General features: G+C 59.0%; 16 protein-coding genes and 2 pseudogenes. 12 read left to right on the forward strand and 6 right to left on the reverse strand.

The genetic code is table 11. The features are described 5' to 3' along the window. Positions 1-46 precede the first annotated feature (46 nt). Positions 47-847: a 4-hydroxy-2-oxoheptanedioate aldolase gene (gene hpaI, locus V5B44_RS05105; protein ID WP_332358030.1), complete on the reverse strand. Its 801-nt coding sequence runs from the start codon at positions 845-847 to the stop codon at positions 47-49. 255 nt (positions 848-1,102) lie between these two features. Here hpaI and V5B44_RS05110 point away from each other — a divergent pair, with 255 nt between their 5' ends. From V5B44_RS05110 to V5B44_RS05120, 3 genes are all read left to right on the forward strand, one after another. Next, positions 1,103-1,645: a flavin reductase family protein gene (locus V5B44_RS05110; protein WP_332358031.1), complete on the forward strand. Its 543-nt coding sequence runs from the start codon at positions 1,103-1,105 to the stop codon at positions 1,643-1,645. A 189-nt stretch (positions 1,646-1,834) separates the two neighbouring features. After that, on the forward strand, positions 1,835-2,995 hold the full coding sequence (locus V5B44_RS05115; RefSeq protein ID WP_332358032.1) for an IS30 family transposase: 1,161 nt from the start codon (positions 1,835-1,837) through the stop codon (positions 2,993-2,995). Between the two features lie 302 nt (positions 2,996-3,297). Continuing rightward, the gene (locus tag V5B44_RS05120; protein WP_332358033.1) at positions 3,298-3,963 is read left to right on the forward strand and encodes a trypsin-like serine peptidase; all 666 of its coding nucleotides are present in this window, start codon (positions 3,298-3,300) and stop codon (positions 3,961-3,963) included. Here V5B44_RS05120 and bla read toward each other — a convergent pair. The 4 genes and pseudogenes from bla to V5B44_RS05140 all read right to left on the reverse strand — a co-directional run bounded on the left by bla (position 3,943) and on the right by V5B44_RS05140 (position 6,105). Next, positions 3,943-4,824 (reverse strand): class A beta-lactamase, encoded by an 882-nt coding sequence (gene bla / locus V5B44_RS05125; RefSeq protein WP_011270171.1) that lies wholly within the window; start codon positions 4,822-4,824, stop codon positions 3,943-3,945. The two genes, V5B44_RS05120 and bla, sit on opposite strands and share 21 nt — an antisense overlap. Before the next feature lie 5 nt (positions 4,825-4,829). Next, a complete protein-coding gene (locus V5B44_RS05130; protein ID WP_332358034.1) occupies positions 4,830-5,387 on the reverse strand; it encodes a recombinase family protein in 558 nt (185 codons plus the stop codon). Continuing rightward, a complete protein-coding gene (locus V5B44_RS05135) occupies positions 5,381-5,818 on the reverse strand; it encodes a HepT-like ribonuclease domain-containing protein (RefSeq protein WP_332358035.1) in 438 nt (145 codons plus the stop codon). Before V5B44_RS05135 ends, V5B44_RS05130 begins: the two co-directional genes overlap by 7 nt. Beyond that, a pseudogene (locus tag V5B44_RS05140) lies at positions 5,815-6,105 on the reverse strand (nucleotidyltransferase family protein). Before V5B44_RS05140 ends, V5B44_RS05135 begins: the two are co-directional and overlap by 4 nt. A 157-nt stretch (positions 6,106-6,262) precedes the next feature. Here V5B44_RS05140 and V5B44_RS05145 point away from each other — a divergent pair. The 9 genes and pseudogenes from V5B44_RS05145 (at position 6,263) to V5B44_RS05180 (ending at position 14,447) form a co-directional block, all read left to right on the forward strand. Further along, positions 6,263-9,228 (forward strand): annotated as a pseudogene (locus V5B44_RS05145) (Tn3 family transposase). 70 nt (positions 9,229-9,298) lie between these two features. Beyond that, the gene (locus tag V5B44_RS26575) at positions 9,299-9,487 is read left to right on the forward strand and encodes a hypothetical protein (protein ID WP_434735415.1); all 189 of its coding nucleotides are present in this window, start codon (positions 9,299-9,301) and stop codon (positions 9,485-9,487) included. Positions 9,488-9,606: 119 nt separating this feature from the next. Further along, positions 9,607-10,008 (forward strand): C-terminal helicase domain-containing protein, encoded by a 402-nt coding sequence (locus V5B44_RS05150; protein WP_332358036.1) that lies wholly within the window; start codon positions 9,607-9,609, stop codon positions 10,006-10,008. Continuing rightward, entirely contained in the window at positions 9,998-11,461 is a 1,464-nt protein-coding gene (locus V5B44_RS05155; RefSeq protein ID WP_332358037.1) for a hypothetical protein, read from the forward strand. Before V5B44_RS05150 ends, V5B44_RS05155 begins: the two co-directional genes overlap by 11 nt. Before the next feature lies 1 nt (position 11,462). Beyond that, positions 11,463-12,299, forward strand: coding sequence for a hypothetical protein (locus V5B44_RS05160; RefSeq protein WP_332358038.1), 837 nt, complete (start codon positions 11,463-11,465; stop codon positions 12,297-12,299). Further along, positions 12,292-12,522 (forward strand): hypothetical protein, encoded by a 231-nt coding sequence (locus tag V5B44_RS05165; protein ID WP_332358039.1) that lies wholly within the window; start codon positions 12,292-12,294, stop codon positions 12,520-12,522. The genes V5B44_RS05160 and V5B44_RS05165 overlap by 8 nt, the downstream gene beginning before the upstream one ends. Further along, a complete protein-coding gene (locus tag V5B44_RS05170) occupies positions 12,506-13,315 on the forward strand; it encodes an AAA family ATPase (protein ID WP_332358040.1) in 810 nt (269 codons plus the stop codon). The genes V5B44_RS05165 and V5B44_RS05170 overlap by 17 nt, the downstream gene beginning before the upstream one ends. A gap of 65 nt (positions 13,316-13,380) precedes the next feature. Next, entirely contained in the window at positions 13,381-13,836 is a 456-nt protein-coding gene (locus V5B44_RS05175; protein WP_332358041.1) for a hypothetical protein, read from the forward strand. Next, complete coding sequence (locus tag V5B44_RS05180) at positions 13,833-14,447, forward strand: hypothetical protein (protein WP_332358042.1); 615 nt, start codon at positions 13,833-13,835, stop codon at positions 14,445-14,447. The genes V5B44_RS05175 and V5B44_RS05180 overlap by 4 nt, the downstream gene beginning before the upstream one ends. Positions 14,448-14,871: 424 nt before the next feature. Here V5B44_RS05180 and tnpC read toward each other — a convergent pair whose 3' ends face one another. After that, positions 14,872-16,440 (reverse strand): IS66 family transposase, encoded by a 1,569-nt coding sequence (tnpC, locus tag V5B44_RS05185; protein ID WP_332358043.1) that lies wholly within the window; start codon positions 16,438-16,440, stop codon positions 14,872-14,874. Positions 16,441-16,488: the final 48 nt, after the last annotated feature.

Below are 16,488 nucleotides of genomic sequence, written 5' to 3' on the forward strand. Positions count from 1 at the left end.
TTGAATTGGCCATTCGTCGATGGCTTTGGTTTACGAAATCAGGGGGTCAGTACGATCCCGGTACACCGGCCGGCGCCACCTCCGGCTTGTAGCTCTGGCACAGTGCCGTGGTCGCGGCGGTTAGCAGCAACGCGTCGATGCCGACGGCGACAAAATTGGCCCCGGCCTGCATGTAGCGCTCGTTGAGTTGCCGGTCGCTGCACAGCACGCCGCCGGCCTTGCCGGCTGCCCGCGTGCGGCTCAAACCGTTTTCGATGGCGCCGACAATGTCCGGGTGGGTCGTTTGGCCGAGATAGCCGTACGAAGCGGCCAGGTCGGCCGAGCCGAAAAACACGCCATCGACGCCGTCGACGGCAAGAATGTCGTCCAGCTGTTCATAGCCGGCCCTGGTCTCGACCTGCACCAGCAGGCACATCTGGTCGTTGGCCACCTGGGAATAATTGTCGATGCGCCCCCAGCGCGAGGCGCGGGCCAGCGCACTGCCGACGCCGCGAATGCCGGCCGGCGGATAGCGCATCGCCTCGACCAGGCCGCGCGCCTGCGCGGCGGATTCGACCATCGGAATCAACAGCGTCTGGACGCCGGTTTCCAGCAACTGCTTGATCAGCACATGGTCGCCCTGCGGCGGACGAACCACCGGCTGGGTCGGGTAGGGTGCCAGCGCCTGCAGCTGCGAGAGAATGCTGCGCAGGTCGTTCGGGCCGTGCTCGGCATCGATCAGCAACCAGTCGAAGCCGGCGCCGGCACAGATTTCGGCGCTGAAAGTTTCGCCCAGCCCAAGCCACAGCCCGATCTGGTCGCGGCCGGCGCGTAGCGCGCGCTTGAACTGATTGATGGGTATCTCCATGGCCCCTCGCTTGAAATTGATCGTCTCGGGATGCGCATGCAATGCCGCCCGATGAAGTGAAATCAATTAAACGTGATGCGCGATATACCGTCCAATACCGTTGTAATTTGGGGTTGATACGGGAAAGGTATGGCTGCACGACTGTGCCATCGCCCAACGTCGGTGTTCATGGGTATTAGGCGGTTAGCTGGATTGCACGCCTCGGCGAGGCGAGTAACATCGAAACAGCCAAGCACGACAATCGGAGGTGCGCCCATGCGCGAACTGGAACTGAGCAAGGTGTTCACGCTGATCGAGCCGGGGCCTGTCGTGCTCGTCACCACGCACGACGGCGCCAAGGCCAACATCATGACCATTTCGTGGACCATGGTGCTCGACTTCACCCCACAGTTCGCCATCACCACCGGCGAATGGAATTTCTCCTATGCCGCGCTGCGCCAGCACCGCGAATGCGTCATCGCAATTCCCGGTGCGGACCTGCTCGACACGGCAGTCGGCATCGGCACCTGCTCGGGCGCGGATGCCGACAAGTTCGCCAAATTCAGCCTCACCCAGGTTCCGGCCTGCTTCGTCAAACCGCCGCTGATCGCGGAATGTCTCGCCAACATCGAGTGCAAGGTCATCGACATCGTGGAGCGGCACAACATCGTCGTGCTCGAAGCGCTGGCGGCTTACGTCAACGACGAGCGCAAGGAGCAGCGCATGCTGCATGCGGTGGGTGACGGAAAGTTCATCGTCGACGGGCGCAAGCTGGATCGACGGCAGATGATGGCCAGCAAACTACCGCCGGGGGTTTAGAGGCAAAGACAAGCGCCCGTTCAGCCCTTGGTGCTCGGTTAAAAATTTCAATTTTGGGCAATTTTTCCGGTTGACCGTAGCAATCACATAGCCGGCGATCGAGCGTCATTTGAAGGGCGGATTTCGACTGCGGATTCAACCGGTGGATGCAACACACTATTAACTGCGTGAGCAGAAGGAGTGTTGCCAATGAAGCAGAGAACCCGGATCTATTACACGGATAGCCAGAAGGCGCTGATGTGGGAACGCTGGCGCAAGGGCGACTCCCTTCAAAAAATCGCCCAGTTATTTGATCGAAACCACTCATCGGTTCAGCGAATCCTAGCCGAGACAGGAGGCATTCCACCGGCGCCCCGATCTCGCTCCAAACGCTCACTCACGCTTTCTGAACGGGAGGAGATTTCCCGAGGCTTGGTCGCGGGGTGTTCAATCCGTGCTCTCGCTGCGAAATTGGGACGAGCACCTTCCACCGTCAGTCGTGAAGTCAAACGCAATGGTGGCCGTGAATGCTACCGAGCAACTCAGGCCGACCAGGCAACCTGGACTCGGGCGCATCGTCCCAAACCTTGCAAGCTAGCGGAAAACCCTGCGCTGGCGCATATAGTGGCAAATAAGCTGCACTCGCTGTGGTCACCAGAACAGATCGCAGGCTGGCTCAAGCGGACCTATCCAGACAATGCGAGCAATCAGGTGTCACACGAGACGATCTATCGCACCCTCTATATTCAAACCCGGGGCGCTCTGAAGAAGGAGTTGCTGGCGTATTTGCGGCGGACGAGAAGCATGCGTCGCTCTCGCCATCACACACAAAAAACCGGCGACCACGGCAGAATCGTTGATGCCATATCAATCAGCGAACGGCCAGCCACGGCGGATGATCGGGCGGTACCGGGGCATTGGGAAGGTGATCTGCTGTGCGGCAGCAAGAATAGTCAGATTGCGACACTCGTCGAACGTCAGTCGCGCTACCTGATGCTGGTCAAGCTCTCTGGAAAAGACACCGGGACCGTCACCAACGCCCTGATCAAGAACGCTCGCAAACTGCCACAAGAACTCTACAAATCGCTGACGTGGGACCGGGGCAAAGAAATGGCTGGCCACAAACGATTCACTTTGGCGACCGATATCCAAGTCTATTTCTGTGATCCACATCACCCTTGGCAACGTGGAACAAACGAGAACACCAATGGACTGCTGCGTCAGTATTTCCCAAAGGGAATTGACCTATCACCCTATTCGCAAGCGAAACTCAGTGCCATTGCCCGGAAACTGAATGAGCGCCCACGGAAAACACTAAACTACGAAACACCGGCACAACGCTTTTACCAAACCGTTGCATCCACCGGTTGAATCCGCAACCCAATCCTGCCGTTGCGTACTTCAGGGTTCCAACGGCAGGTAACTAAATCGAGCAGTCGTACAGCCCGATCTTCCACCGACAGGACGTCGGCCAATCGCGACCTTGGACCTTGATCTTCAGTAGCAAGAACCATTCTATTTTTTATATTAATGGCATATCGCACGTTGTTCGGTCATGGCGAATTAAGGATATTGGCTGTTCGTTCATGGTTTATATACCCATTTTGTATATAATTCAGGGTTAGTGAATTCAATTTTTGCTTGTGGCATGTTTTTCATTCGGAGGAACAGCGTTGGCTATTGAACTGAGTGCGGCACTCCGAGCACAGCAACCTTACTCCAACATTGGGCTTCTCTGGACCACTTGGGCCGATGGCACGAAAACCATCGGCACCTGTACGCTGGTCGGGCAGAACGACATCCTGACCGCAACACACTGCGTCTATAACCCGGATAAAGGGGGCTGGGCAGCCAGCTTTTCCTTCAACTTTGGTGCTGATTACAACGCAACAACTCAGCGTTGGGAGAGTTACGGCTCGGTGGTCGACTACACCCAATATGTGGTTACGGCATGGCCCGACGGTACTTTTACTGACGCCAATAATGCCACCATGACACCAACAGAATCGCAATGGGATGTGGCGCTCATTGGTATCGATCGGGCGGTTGGCAATACGCTGGGCTGGTTAGGCATGTCATCCGGGTATAACAACGGTCTGATCTATGCGGACGCTGTAGGCTATCCGACGGATGGGACCGGCATGATGATCGAAAATTCGGTCGCCGTGAAAGCGAATGGCGCTTGGTACGAATCAAGTAACTACGTCCTTGGTCCCGGCTCGTCGGGTGGGCCGCTGCTGGCGAGTTCGGACGGTAGCAGGGGTCGTCTCAGAAAACGGAAAATAAAGCACGCTAAGTGTGCACTGAGGCGGGAACGCTCATTGCAACGCCTTTGCTAAGGCTGATCCGATTCTGGACACCGCCTGGTTGCTTGCCGACATAGACGCTGCGGTTTGGGTGATGTAGATCGCCACAATGACGGCTGAACGCTTGGGCGGCCAGACAACGGCGATTATGGAACGTGATCCGTGACCACCTGCTCCCGACTTGTCCGCAATTTGCCAATCCCTCGGCAAGCCAGCGCGTAGCAAGGCATCGGCAACTTGATCCCCGAGCATCCATTGTGTCAGTTCGTTCCGAGCCGGAGCGGAGAGGACACCGTCGAGCAACAGTGTTTGCAGGCTCCGCGCTGCCGCAATTGGCGTTGTCGTGTCGCGTGCATCCCCCGGCGTGGCCTCGTTGAGTTCGGGTTCTCGCCGATCCAGGCGTGTCTTATCGTCACCGATAGACCGCATGAACGCGGTGAATGTCCGTGCCCCGCCGATTGCATCCAACGCCAAATTGGCCGCTGTGTTGTCACTGATACTGACGGCGGCCCTGCACAGCTCACGCAGGGTCAGCGTGCCGCCAGGTGGCACCCTTTCCGTCACGGGTGAGTATGTGACCAGCGCTGTGCGCTCGATCGGTATCGCCTGCTCCAGGTTCAGCTTGTGGCGGTCGGCCTGGGCCAGAACGGCCGCGCAGGAAAAGGCTTTATGCGTGCTGTTCAGCGGGAAGCGTTCGTCGCCACGATGCTGCCACGTCAGGCCGGAATCCGTATCGATCACCGCCACTCCGACCCTAGCCTGAAGCGTGGTCTCCTCTTGGGTTACAGCGAGGTCGAGGATTCCCGTATCCATGGCATATGCGGATGTGCAGATGAGGCCAACACATCCGAGTATCGCCACAGGGACAGAGAGAAAATGACATTGAAATTTCATAAGCATTAGATTTGTAGCGACGCCGGCACCCAGCGATACAGCGTCGGAACGGACACGCCGAGGTTCTTGGCCACGTCCCGCGGCGGCACGCCGCTAGCCAGCAGTTTCTTGGCCGACTCGATCTTACTGTCGGTCATCTTCGGCTTGCGGCCCCCTTTGCGGCCGAGTTGCTTGGCAACTTCCAGTCCGGCACGGGTGCGCTCGACGGTCAGCTCACGTTCCATCTCGGCAAGGCTGGCCATGACGTGGAAGAAGAAGCGCCCGGACGGCGTGCCGGTGTCGATGGAGTCGGTGAGGCTCCTGAACTGGACGCCTTGCTTGTGCAGCTCGCCGACCAGATCGACCAGTTGCTTGACCGAGCGGCCCAGCCGGTCGAGCTTCCAGACGACCAAGGTGTCGCCCTCACGCAGCATTTCGAGCGTTTTGCCCAAGCCCGGACGGTCTGCCCGTGTGCCGCTCACCTTATCCTCGAAGACCTTTTGGCATCCGGCCTTGGCCAAGGCTTCACGTTGCAGCTCAAGGTTCTGATCCTGCGTGGAAACGCGCGCATAACCGATTAGCATGGCTTGCCTTTTGCCCGGTCGATGCGTTCCTGCACCACCTGCATGGCTTCTTCGTGGGGGTAAGCCTTGACGGCGGGGTCGTTGGCATCCAGGCGCACGGCTGGCAGTTGCTTGAGCAATTCCGGTAGCCATTGCTGTACCGTCTCCCACACCACATCGAGGTTGATGTCGAAATAGCCGTGGGCCATGCGATTGCGCATATTGCGCATGCTGCGCCACGGCACGTCGGCATGCGCCTGGGTGAACTCGGCGTAGCCATCCATCACCTTCGTCGCAGCCTCGCCGATGACGATAAGGCTCATGATGACGGCCTGCTGGGTGCGCTTGTCGGCCAAGAAGTCGTCCTTGGCCATCCCTTCCACGAAGCTGCACGCATCGGTTGCGGCCTGCTGGATGTGGTCGAGGTAATCGGGCAGACGGTTCTCGCTCATACCGGCTGCGCCTCCGCGAGCACCTTGGCCCGGAACTTTCGGCGGCAGGTCGCCAGGGGTCAGCAAATCGACGTCAACGCCGAGCAGCGATTTCAGTTCTTCTTCCAAATCGCCCAAGTCCAACAACGTGGCACCGGGCAGGCATCGACCAGCAGGTCGAGGTCGCTGCCATCCCGGTCGGTGCCATGCAGAACCGAACCGAAGACGCGCGGGTTCGCGGTGCGAAAGCGGCCTACTGCTTCACGCACCGCGCTTCGCTTCATGTCAAGCACAACGGACGGTCGCATGGGCATCCTTTCTTATCGAAACTCGTTGAGATGATATGCAATCAAGAATAGAATTTCAAGAACTATTTTCGAGAATCGCAATGCCTTGATTTCGCGTGCCGCGCCGGGCCTTGGCGGGCTTGTCACAAACCTACGTTTTCAAGAAGAAGGAAACCGCATGCCCCGCCGTTCGATCCTGTCCGCCGCCGAGCGCGAAAGCCTGCTGGCGTTGCCGGACACCAAGGATGAGTTGATCCGTCACTACACGTTCAGCGAAAGCGACCTGTCCATCATCCGGCAGCGGCGCGGCCCGGCCAACCGGCTGGGCTTCGCGGTGCAGCTCTGCTACCTGCGCTTTCCCGGCGTCATCCTTGGCGCTGATGAGCCGCCGTTCCCGCCCTTGCTGAGACTGGTCGCCAACCAGCTCAAGGTCGGCATCGAAAGCTGGGACGAGTACGGGCAGCGGGAGCAGACCCGGCGCGAGCACCTGGTCGAGCTGCAAACGGTGTTCGGCTTCCAGCCGTTCACCATGAGCCACTACCGGCAGGCCGTCCAGTTGCTGACCGAGCTGGCCATGCAAACCGACAAGGGCATCGTGCTGGCCAGCGCCTTGATCGAGCATCTGCGGCGGCAGTCGGTCATTCTGCCCGCCCTCAACGCCGTCGAGCGGGCGAGCGCCGAGGCGATCACCCGCGCCAACCGGCGCATCTACGACGCCTTGGCCGAACCGCTGTCGGACGCGCATCGCCGTCGCCTCGACGATCTGCTCAAGCGCCGCGACAACGGCAAGACGACCTGGCTGGCCTGGCTGCGCCAGTCACCCGTCAAGCCGAATTCGCGGCACATGCTGGAACACATCGAACGCCTCAAGGCGTGGCAGGCGCTCGACCTGCCTTCCGGCATCGAGCGGCTGGTTCACCAGAACCGGCTGCTCAAGATCGCCCGCGAGGGCGGCCAGATGACGCCCGCCGACCTGGCCAAGTTCGAGCCGCAGCGGCGCTACGCCACCCTGGTGGCGCTCGCCATCGAGGGCATGGCCACCGTCACCGACGAAATCATCGACCTGCATGACCGCATCCTGGGCAAGCTGTTCAACGCCGCCAAGAACAAGCATCAGCAGCAGTTCCAGGCATCCGGCAAGGCGATCAACGCCAAGGTGCGGCTGTTCGGGCGCATCGGCCAGGCGCTGATCGAGGCCAAGCAAGCGGGCCGCGATCCGTTCGCCGCCATCGAGGCCGTCATGTCCTGGGATGCTTTCGCCGAGAGCGTCACCGAGGCGCAGAAGCTCGCGCAACCCGAGGACTTCGATTTCCTGCACCGCATCGGCGAGAGCTACGCCACGCTGCGCCGCTACGCGCCGGAATTCCTCGCCGTGCTCAAGCTGCGGGCCGCGCCCGCCGCCAAGGACGTGCTCGACGCCATCGAGGTGCTGCGCGGCATGAACAGCGACAACGCCCGCAAGGTGCCCGCCGACGCGCCGACCGACTTCATCAAGCCGCGCTGGCAGAAGCTGGTGATGACCGACACCGGCATCGACCGGCGCTACTACGAACTGTGCGCGCTGTCGGAGCTGAAGAACGCGCTGCGCTCCGGCGACATCTGGGTGCAGGGCTCGCGCCAGTTCAAGGACTTCGAGGACTACCTGGTGCCGCCCGCGAAATTCGCCAGCCTCAAGCAGGCCAGCGAATTGCCGCTGGCCGTGGCCACCGACTGCGACCAGTACCTGCATGAGCGGCTGACGCTGCTGGAAACGCAGCTCGCCACCGTCAACCGCATGGCGCTGGCCAACGAGCTGCCGGACGCCATCATCACCGAGTCGGGCCTGAAGATCACGCCGCTCGATGCGGCGGTGCCCGACACCGCGCAGGCGCTGATCGACCAGACGGCGATGATCCTGCCGCACGTCAAGATCACCGAATTGCTGCTGGAGGTGGACGAATGGACGGGCTTCACCCGGCACTTCGCGCACCTGAAATCGGGCGACCTGGCCAAGGACAAGAACCTGTTGCTGACCACGATCCTCGCCGACGCGATCAACCTGGGCCTGACCAAGATGGCGGAGTCGTGCCCCGGCACGACCTACGCCAAGCTGGCCTGGCTGCAAGCCTGGCACATCCGCGACGAAACCTATTCGACGGCGCTGGCCGAGCTGGTCAACGCGCAGTTCCGCCATCCCTTCGCCGAGCATTGGGGCGACGGCACCACGTCATCGTCGGACGGCCAGAACTTCCGCACCGGCAGCAAGGCCGAGAGCACCGGCCACATCAACCCGAAATACGGCAGCAGCCCAGGGCGGACGTTCTACACCCACATCTCCGACCAGTACGCGCCGTTCCACACCAAGGTCGTGAACGTCGGCGTGCGCGACTCGACCTACGTGCTCGACGGCCTGCTGTACCACGAATCCGACCTGCGGATCGAGGAGCACTACACCGACACGGCAGGCTTCACCGATCACGTCTTCGCCTGATGCACCTGCTGGGCTTCCGCTTCGCGCCGCGCATCCGCGACCTGGGCGACACCAAGCTCTACATCCCGAAGGGCGATGCCGCCTACGACGCGCTGAAACCGATGATCGGCGGCACGCTCAACATCAAGCACGTCCGCGCCCATTGGGATGAAATCCTGCGGCTGGCCACCTCGATCAAGCAGGGCACGGTGACGGCCTCGCTGATGCTCAGGAAGCTCGGCAGCTACCCGCGCCAGAACGGCCTGGCCGTCGCGCTGCGCGAGCTGGGACGCATCGAGCGCACGCTGTTCATCCTGGACTGGCTGCAAAGCGTCGAGCTGCGCCGCCGCGTGCATGCCGGGCTGAACAAGGGCGAGGCGCGCAACGCGCTGGCCCGCGCCGTGTTCTTCAACCGCCTGGGCGAAATCCGCGACCGCAGTTTCGAGCAGCAGCGCTACCGGGCCAGCGGCCTCAACCTGGTGACGGCCGCCATCGTGCTGTGGAACACGGTCTATCTGGAACGGGCCGCGAACGCCCTGCGTGGCCACGGCCAAGCCGTCGATGACGGCCTGTTGCAGTACCTGTCGCCGCTGGGCTGGGAGCACATCAACCTGACCGGCGATTACCTCTGGCGCAGCAGCGCCAAGATCGGCGCGGGCAAGTTCAGGCCGCTACGGCCACTGCAACCGGCTTAGCGTGCTTTATTTTCCGTTTTCTGAGACGACCCCCATCAAGCGCGTCGTGATGCTCGATACGCAGTACAGAATGCATCCGACATTGGGTGACTTCATCAGCCGGCAGTTCTATGAGTCTGAGGGACTTGGACGTCTTGCACTCAGGACGACCTGCGCAGGATTTCGCTCACACGATTCCTTGGCTACCAAGGCAAATGTGCTGCTTGGTTGGATGTTCCTCTGCAGGACGGGAAAGAAAAATCCTAAAACCCGGTTATGAGCGACGGGCGGAGGCAAGTGCGATTGCAAAAGAGGTTAAGCGGATCGCAGATTCTTGTGGGCCGTCGCTGAGTATTGGGGTCATCAGTTTCTACCGCGCCCAATGTGACCTCATTCTTGATGCACTCGTCTGACCAGGGCCTTGCAGAGGAAGAGGACGGTGAAATCCGGATCGCGCGATCCTACCGGCAGACTGAGGCAGGTGATGAGCGACTGCGTGTCGGCACAGTCGACGCGTTCCAGGGCAAAGAGTTTGATGTCGTCTTCCTGTCTATTGTGCGAGCTAACGACGTGGTCGTTCCCGCTCAAAAGGAAGGCGATGAGCGTGAACGATTGCTAAACGGTAAGTATGGTCACTTGCGCTTGGCAAATCGCTTGAATGTGGCGATGAGCCGCCAGAGGAAGCTCCTTGTCGCCGTTGGTGACCAACGCATGGCTGAAGGCCCCGAGTCCGAGGAAGGCGTCCCGGCTCTGACTGCGTTCCTCAAGCTTTGCAGAGAGGAGATGGCACATGGCCGCTGATCGCTATCTCCGCTTCGATGTGCGTCGTCCCCCTGGTGGGCGCCCGTTTCTGTGGCCTGTTCGAGTTTGGAAGGTTCTTTATCCAACAAAGCGTGTCCTGAAGCTGAATTTGTTCCAGCAGGCGATCCTTGGACTTGCACGGGCTCGATGCCAGGACAGCTCGGAAATGGCGGAACTGCTGGGGCTAGACCGAGAGCTCGTGGCGTTCATCATTGCGACACAACTGATCCCCAACGGCTGGATGACTACCTTGGGGGCAGTTACTGCTCAAGGTGAGCGTGTTCTCGAAGAGGCTCAGGATGCCAGCGAGGAAGTCCGCATGGGATACGCGTATCAAGATGCGATCTCGGGGAATTGGCTGCCTCGATTCACGGAGGAATTGCCAGAGATTGAAGCGAAGAGAATCGATGAGCGTGGTTACCCGATATTCCTGCGTGATCTGGATTCTGGAAAAGAAGATCGACCGTTCCGCCTGAATCACTTCCGGGAAAGTGCACTGGACATGGGGGCGCTCTTTGATGCATTCGAGCGCTATCGGACCGATCACGACCACGCCAAGCAGCGTGATGACGAACTTCCGACACGTGTCCGCATTGAGAGCCTGAGCTTTGTCGAAAGCTCAGCGCAGCCCATGTGGTTGTGGACTTGGATCTTCCCGGACGAGGCCGGGCCACAACCATGGCTGGTTGCCGACCCGTTCGGGCTGCAGCAGGCTGCATCATGGTTGCGCAAGCCATTACAGGAAGTCCTACCGCGAAACGATGGTCTTGCGCGCTACATCTCTGATGCAATAGGTGAGACAAGATCGAACGACTTGTCGGCAGAGGAGTGGCTGCGTTCTCTGGAGAACCAGATCGATTTGACACTGCTAGCGGACTACAGCTGGTCACGGAAGGTGCCACTTGTTGAGGGATATCTCGCTAGCGTTTTGAGAAGAAGAGCGTTACTCGCAGGTCAGGAGAGGTCTTGGCAGGAGGATGTGACTAGTCTTCTCATTGAGACTCATAACTTGGCAGAAAGTGTGCTGCAGTGGCTGTTGAAAGCGTATCCAGCTGACATCAGGAGATTGCCCCATTGGAAAGATCAGCGGGACTGGAAGGATGGGGAAGCTCAGTACTACCTCCAGTTTTTCAATCTTTCGTGTCTCACAGATGACGTCATCAAGCGGCTTTCAGAACAGCGCTTGGATCAGGTGAGAACTGCTGTGAAACGCGGTAGCAGTTCGCTCAAGGCGTTGTGTTTTGCGGGACTGCTAGGGACGGTGGATCAAGTTGGCCATCCCTTCCTCAATCTATCCGCTGATGAACTGCGACTGAGTCGCCTGCTTGATATGGCCGACGCTCGAAACAAAAAAGCAGGGCATTCTGGCGGCGAAAGAATCGAGCGAGAAGACGCCATGGAATACGCTGACTTTGTCATCGAATGGGTTCAAATTTTTAAGGGCTGGTATTGATATGGCAAAACACCATAAGGGGAACAAAACCCCAGCGGCGCAACACACGAATACTGCACAAAGTGCAGTAGCGTCGGCATGGCAGAAAGCAACTACTGGCATTGGCGCCATTGCATCGCTTGTGCAAAGTGATGCTTCCGTCGTGACGCTACCCGACTTGGACAAAGATCAGGTCAGCGCGTTGGACAAAGCTGAGCCCGAGAAAAAAGTCGAGCTTGAGAAGCTGTTGGCGGAGATCTCCGATGTCGCAAAGAGAATTCGTGATCTACACGAAGATGTTCAGAAGCGCACGGATGACCTCGCTCGCAAGGAAGAGGCTTTCTCCCGCCGAAGTGATGAAAACAAAAAACGAACTGAAGAGATCCACAAACTCGACGACGAGTTGAAGCAAAGACAAGTTGAGATCAAAAAATCTGAATCGAGTTTGGCTGATAAGGAGCGCGAACTTGAAAAGCGGGAGTTGGATGCACGCTCCGGTTTTGCCGCCCAAAACGTTGCGGCACTCAGTGACCTCAAAAAAGAGATCCTGGAGCTAGAGTCGAAGAAGACAGAGATCCAACTTGGCATCCATCAGGCGGAGCAAAAAGCACGTGACGATGAGTCTGCGCGCGCCTCGGAGCTGATGGAACGTGAAGCGGAGAGCGCAAACAAGGAGAGGAGTCTTCAGCAGCAGCAACGACGGCTGGATACAGAGTGGAAAGAGCTAGAACGCGAACGAACGCAGATCCGTGAAGATGCACTACGCGAGGCCAGCCAGGAAATTGCGAGATTGACTGATGCCCGGCAACGAGCTGAGGCTCGCCTCGAAAAGGTTGTACCGCGATTGGACATTGACTGAACAGAAACTTGAGCAATACCGCGAGTTCTCAGAGGCATTGGCGGGACGGTCTGCACGCGAGATTCTTGACGAGTTGGCTGCTCACAAGCGTCGAGTCACTCAGCTGGAGAACCAAATTGCAAACAGTCAAGATGATCAGCTGAAATCTGAAAACGAGGCGCTGCGAAAACTTCGTGATGAGCAAAAGGCTCAACTCGATGAGGTCCATGTTGGATTTGGCTGATGCAAAGGCTCAGCTTCATCGCCTGCGTCTCGGCGTCAGTGACAAAGAGAACCTGGAAAAAGAAAAGCGCGCCCTCGAAAAGAACAATCAGATCTTGAGTGCAAGGCTGAATGACTTGGGCAAAACGGTGGATGACCTGACCCAGTCACAGCAATCCGAAAAGCCGTTCCCACAAATGGCATGGATGGATTCAGCATCTAATGCAGACTGGATCAAGGATCGCAAGGCCAAGGAGTTGAGCCTGCCGGAGCAGGACGTTCCTGATCTGAAAAAATTCTCGGTTGAATTGCAGCACAGGATCGCTCAAGCGGAGGACGGTGCAACACTGCATTTCCGTCTCGAAGATATTCAGTTGCTCATCGCAGGGTTGGCCATGAGCCAGCTTCACATCTTTCAGGGGATCAGCGGCACAGGCAAAACGAGCTTGGCGAAGGCGTTCGCAAAGGCTATGGGCGGCCATTGCACTGACATTGCCGTCCAGGCTGGATGGCGAGATCGTGATGACCTACTAGGACACTACAACGCATTCGAGAAGCGCTTCTATGAGCGCGACTGCCTGCAAGGTCTCTACCGTGCGCAAACTGGCGCCTACAAGGACCGGTGCAACATCATCTTGCTTGACGAGATGAATCTTTCGCGCCCGGAGCAGTATTTTGCTGAATTCCTTTCGGCTCTCGAAAAAAATGATCCAAGAGATCGATTGATCAGTTTGTCGGAAAGTCAGTTGCCAAATGCACCGGCGCTGCTTGTCGAGGGTCGAAGGATTCGAGTCCCCATAACGTCTGGTTTGTAGGCACTGCGAACCACGATGAGACCACGAACGAGTTCGCTGACAAAACCTACGACCGTGCACACGTCATGACGCTTCCCCGACACGAAGCAGGATTCAAGATTGAGCCGAAACCGAAGGCCAGCTTTAGCTATGGATCATTGATGGAGCGCTTTGATGGCGCTGTGACCCAGAACGCCGACGAAGTTGAAGAGTTGTTGGCAGAGTTGACCACGGGGCCGCTCACGAGCATCTTGCAGGATCGCTTTGACCTGGGATGGGGCAATCGACTCGAGCGTCAGGCTATGCGATTTGTCCCTGTTTATATGGCTGCAGGCGGCCGCAAAGAAGACGCTCTGGATCATTTGCTTGCTAGCCGAGTATTTCGGCGCGGCAAGGTCACTGGTCGATACGATGCGACGATAGATGATTTAACCGCCATCGAACAAGCGCTTACTACTGTTTGGAAGGGGTGGAAATCGGAGCCTCGCCGTTCCATTGCTCTGTTGGCTGAAGACCGTCGCCGTAAGGAACGTGGCGCATGATATTTCTGGACCGCCTTACTGGTGGGAAGCTCAGTGAACTACCCGACGCGTTCCTGCCGGGGCGGTATTGCTTGCTTAAGCCACTTGTAGTCAACGGACACAGCCACTTGCAGCCCGGCGATCTGCTATCGGATGACGGCTCTGGCGTCATCCGGATTCAAGATGCTGAACGCCAAGTGCGCTCCACCGAGCAGACCGACGATGAGCAGGCAGAGTCCGATCTTTCCGCTGAGGCAATTGTTTCAATCGCTGGGAAACTCACTCACGCACAGGGTGCAAGCGTCTCGCCGATGCTTCCGGCTGAGATGGCAGCGCAGTGTGCACTTGAAGAGATCGAGCGGAACTTGGCCACTGTACTCAGAGACGGTCATTTGCACTCAATATCCGACAGGCCCCGAAGAGACCTGCGGTATGACGACTTGGTTGCACCCGTGGCGCGCGCACGCCGTCTTGCGACATCGGCTTTAAGTCACCTTGCCTCTCACTCAGATTGCTGGCAGCAGCGCACGCTCAGCAGCGTCCAACCTCGCAAGGTTCTCGCTCGTTTCAGCGAGGACGACTATGCCATCTATGAGAACCGGCTCTATAAGCGACTTGCTGGATCGGCTTGATCGACACCTTGCAAGGAGACTGGCTCGCATCCGGGGTGTCAATTCACGGCTAGAACGAGCCTTAGAGTTTCAAGACTCAGAACAGACGCATTTTCGACTTCGAGAGGATATTTGCCGCCTTTGGGGTGAGTCATATCTTGATGACAAGACCGGGATGCAGTTGGAGGCAGGAAAGCTGGCTCTCAGCCGAGCTGGAGTCTCAGTTGCGTGCAGTCAGAGGTTTGAAGCAACGGGGTCTTTATTCGCTGGTGCCAGCAGCTTCGGTAGTCCCCGCCCAAATTCATCGAACAAACATTCTGAATCACGACCCTCACTATCGCCATCTGCCTCCTCTATGGGAAAAGCTGAAAGATGATCGAGAGGAACGGCTATTGCCCCCGGAAGAGCGTAAGCGTTCAGCGCACCCACCCCTGTGCGCGCACAATCACACTGGTTTTTTTAGCGGCAGCAACTCGTCGATGCGGCTGTTCGGCCAGGAGGGCAGTTTCTTCAGGGTGTCGGTCAGCCAGGCCATGGGCTCGATGCCGTTCACACGCGCAGTTTCGAGCAGCGATTGAATTGCCGCGGCACGTTGCCCGGCAGCCTCGGAACCGGCGAACAGCCAATTCTTCTTCCCGATGGCGATCGGGCGAATGGCATTCTCGACCGGGTTGTTGTCGATCGGGTAGAAACCGTTCGTGGCGTACCGGGCAAAGGCCGGCCAGCGCCGCAGACTGTAGTCGATCGCCTTGGCCAGGGCACCGCCGTCGGCCACCGATCGGCGAGTGTTCTGGAGCCATAGGTGCAGGGCTTCGAGCAGCGGTTGGCTGATTTCCTTTCGTCGTCGGGCCCGTTCCTCGAGCGTCTTCCCTTTCGCCGCGTCCTCGATGGCATACAACTCGCCGATACGGCGCAGGGCCTCGGCCGCGATCGGGCTCCCATTCGCCTGATGGAGGTCGAAGAACTTCCGCCGGGCATGGGCCAGACAGGCGAGTTCGATCACCTCGCCACGAAACAGCGCCTGGTAGCCGGCGAACTCATCGACCATCAGCGCGCCTTGCCAGTCCCCGAGGAACTCCGCCACATACTTCCCGCCGCGGCCAGGCTGGTAGTCGAAGACGACAATCGGCGGATCGCTTGCCAAGGCATTGCTGCGATACGCCCAGAGATAGGCCCGCTTGGTCTTTCCTCTGCCCGGGTCGAGTTGCTGCACAGGCGTTTCATCGGCATGCAGCACCGTCCCCTGGCGGAGCCGTTCGGCGAGACGCAGCCAGAGCGGTTCCAGGGCGACGCCGATGCGGCCGACCCAGTCGGCCAGCGTCGAACGGGACAGGGCCACCCCCGAGCGTGCGGCCTGCCGCTCGAGACGGTAGAGCGGCAGATGATCGACGTACTTGCTGACCATCACCCAGGCCAGCAAGGCCGGCGCTGCCAGACCGCCGTCGATGACCGAAGCGATGGCCGGTGCAGCGGTAAGGGTTTCGCAGGGCCGGCAGGCGTACTTCGGGTAGATGTGGCGCTCGACGAAAAACTCGGCGGGGACGATGCTGAGCTTCTCGGTCACGTCCTCGCCGATCCGCACCAGCGCCTGACCACATTGCCCACAGGTGCAGGTTTCGGGCTCGTGCAGGTGCTCGACACGCGGCAGTTGCTCGGGCAGGGGCTGACGGCCGGCGCGGTCGCGTTTCGGTTTTTCGGGGGGCAGCTGATGTGGCCCCATTTCGGCCGCCTGGGCCCGTTCGGCCAGGCGGGCTTCGCAGGCGGCCAGGTCGGCAGCGAGGGTTTCGTCGAAGAGGTCCCGTTCGCCGGCGGCCAGGGACTCGCTCTTGACGCCGAATTTCATCCGCCGCAAATAGGCCAGTTCGAGGGTCAGCTTCTCGATCTTGGCATCGCGCCAGTGAATCTCCGTGGCGTTGGTCTTGACCTGTTCGAGCAGCCCACCGACCCGGTGCTCGGCCCAGAACAGCAGTTCTGGCGAGGGCGAGAAAGGGGCAAGTTCGCTCGCTAAATCCATGACGAATTATACCATCAAGATGCTCGAAAAGACGTCGAAGTCATGGAT

This window comes from Candidatus Accumulibacter necessarius, assembly GCF_036625085.1.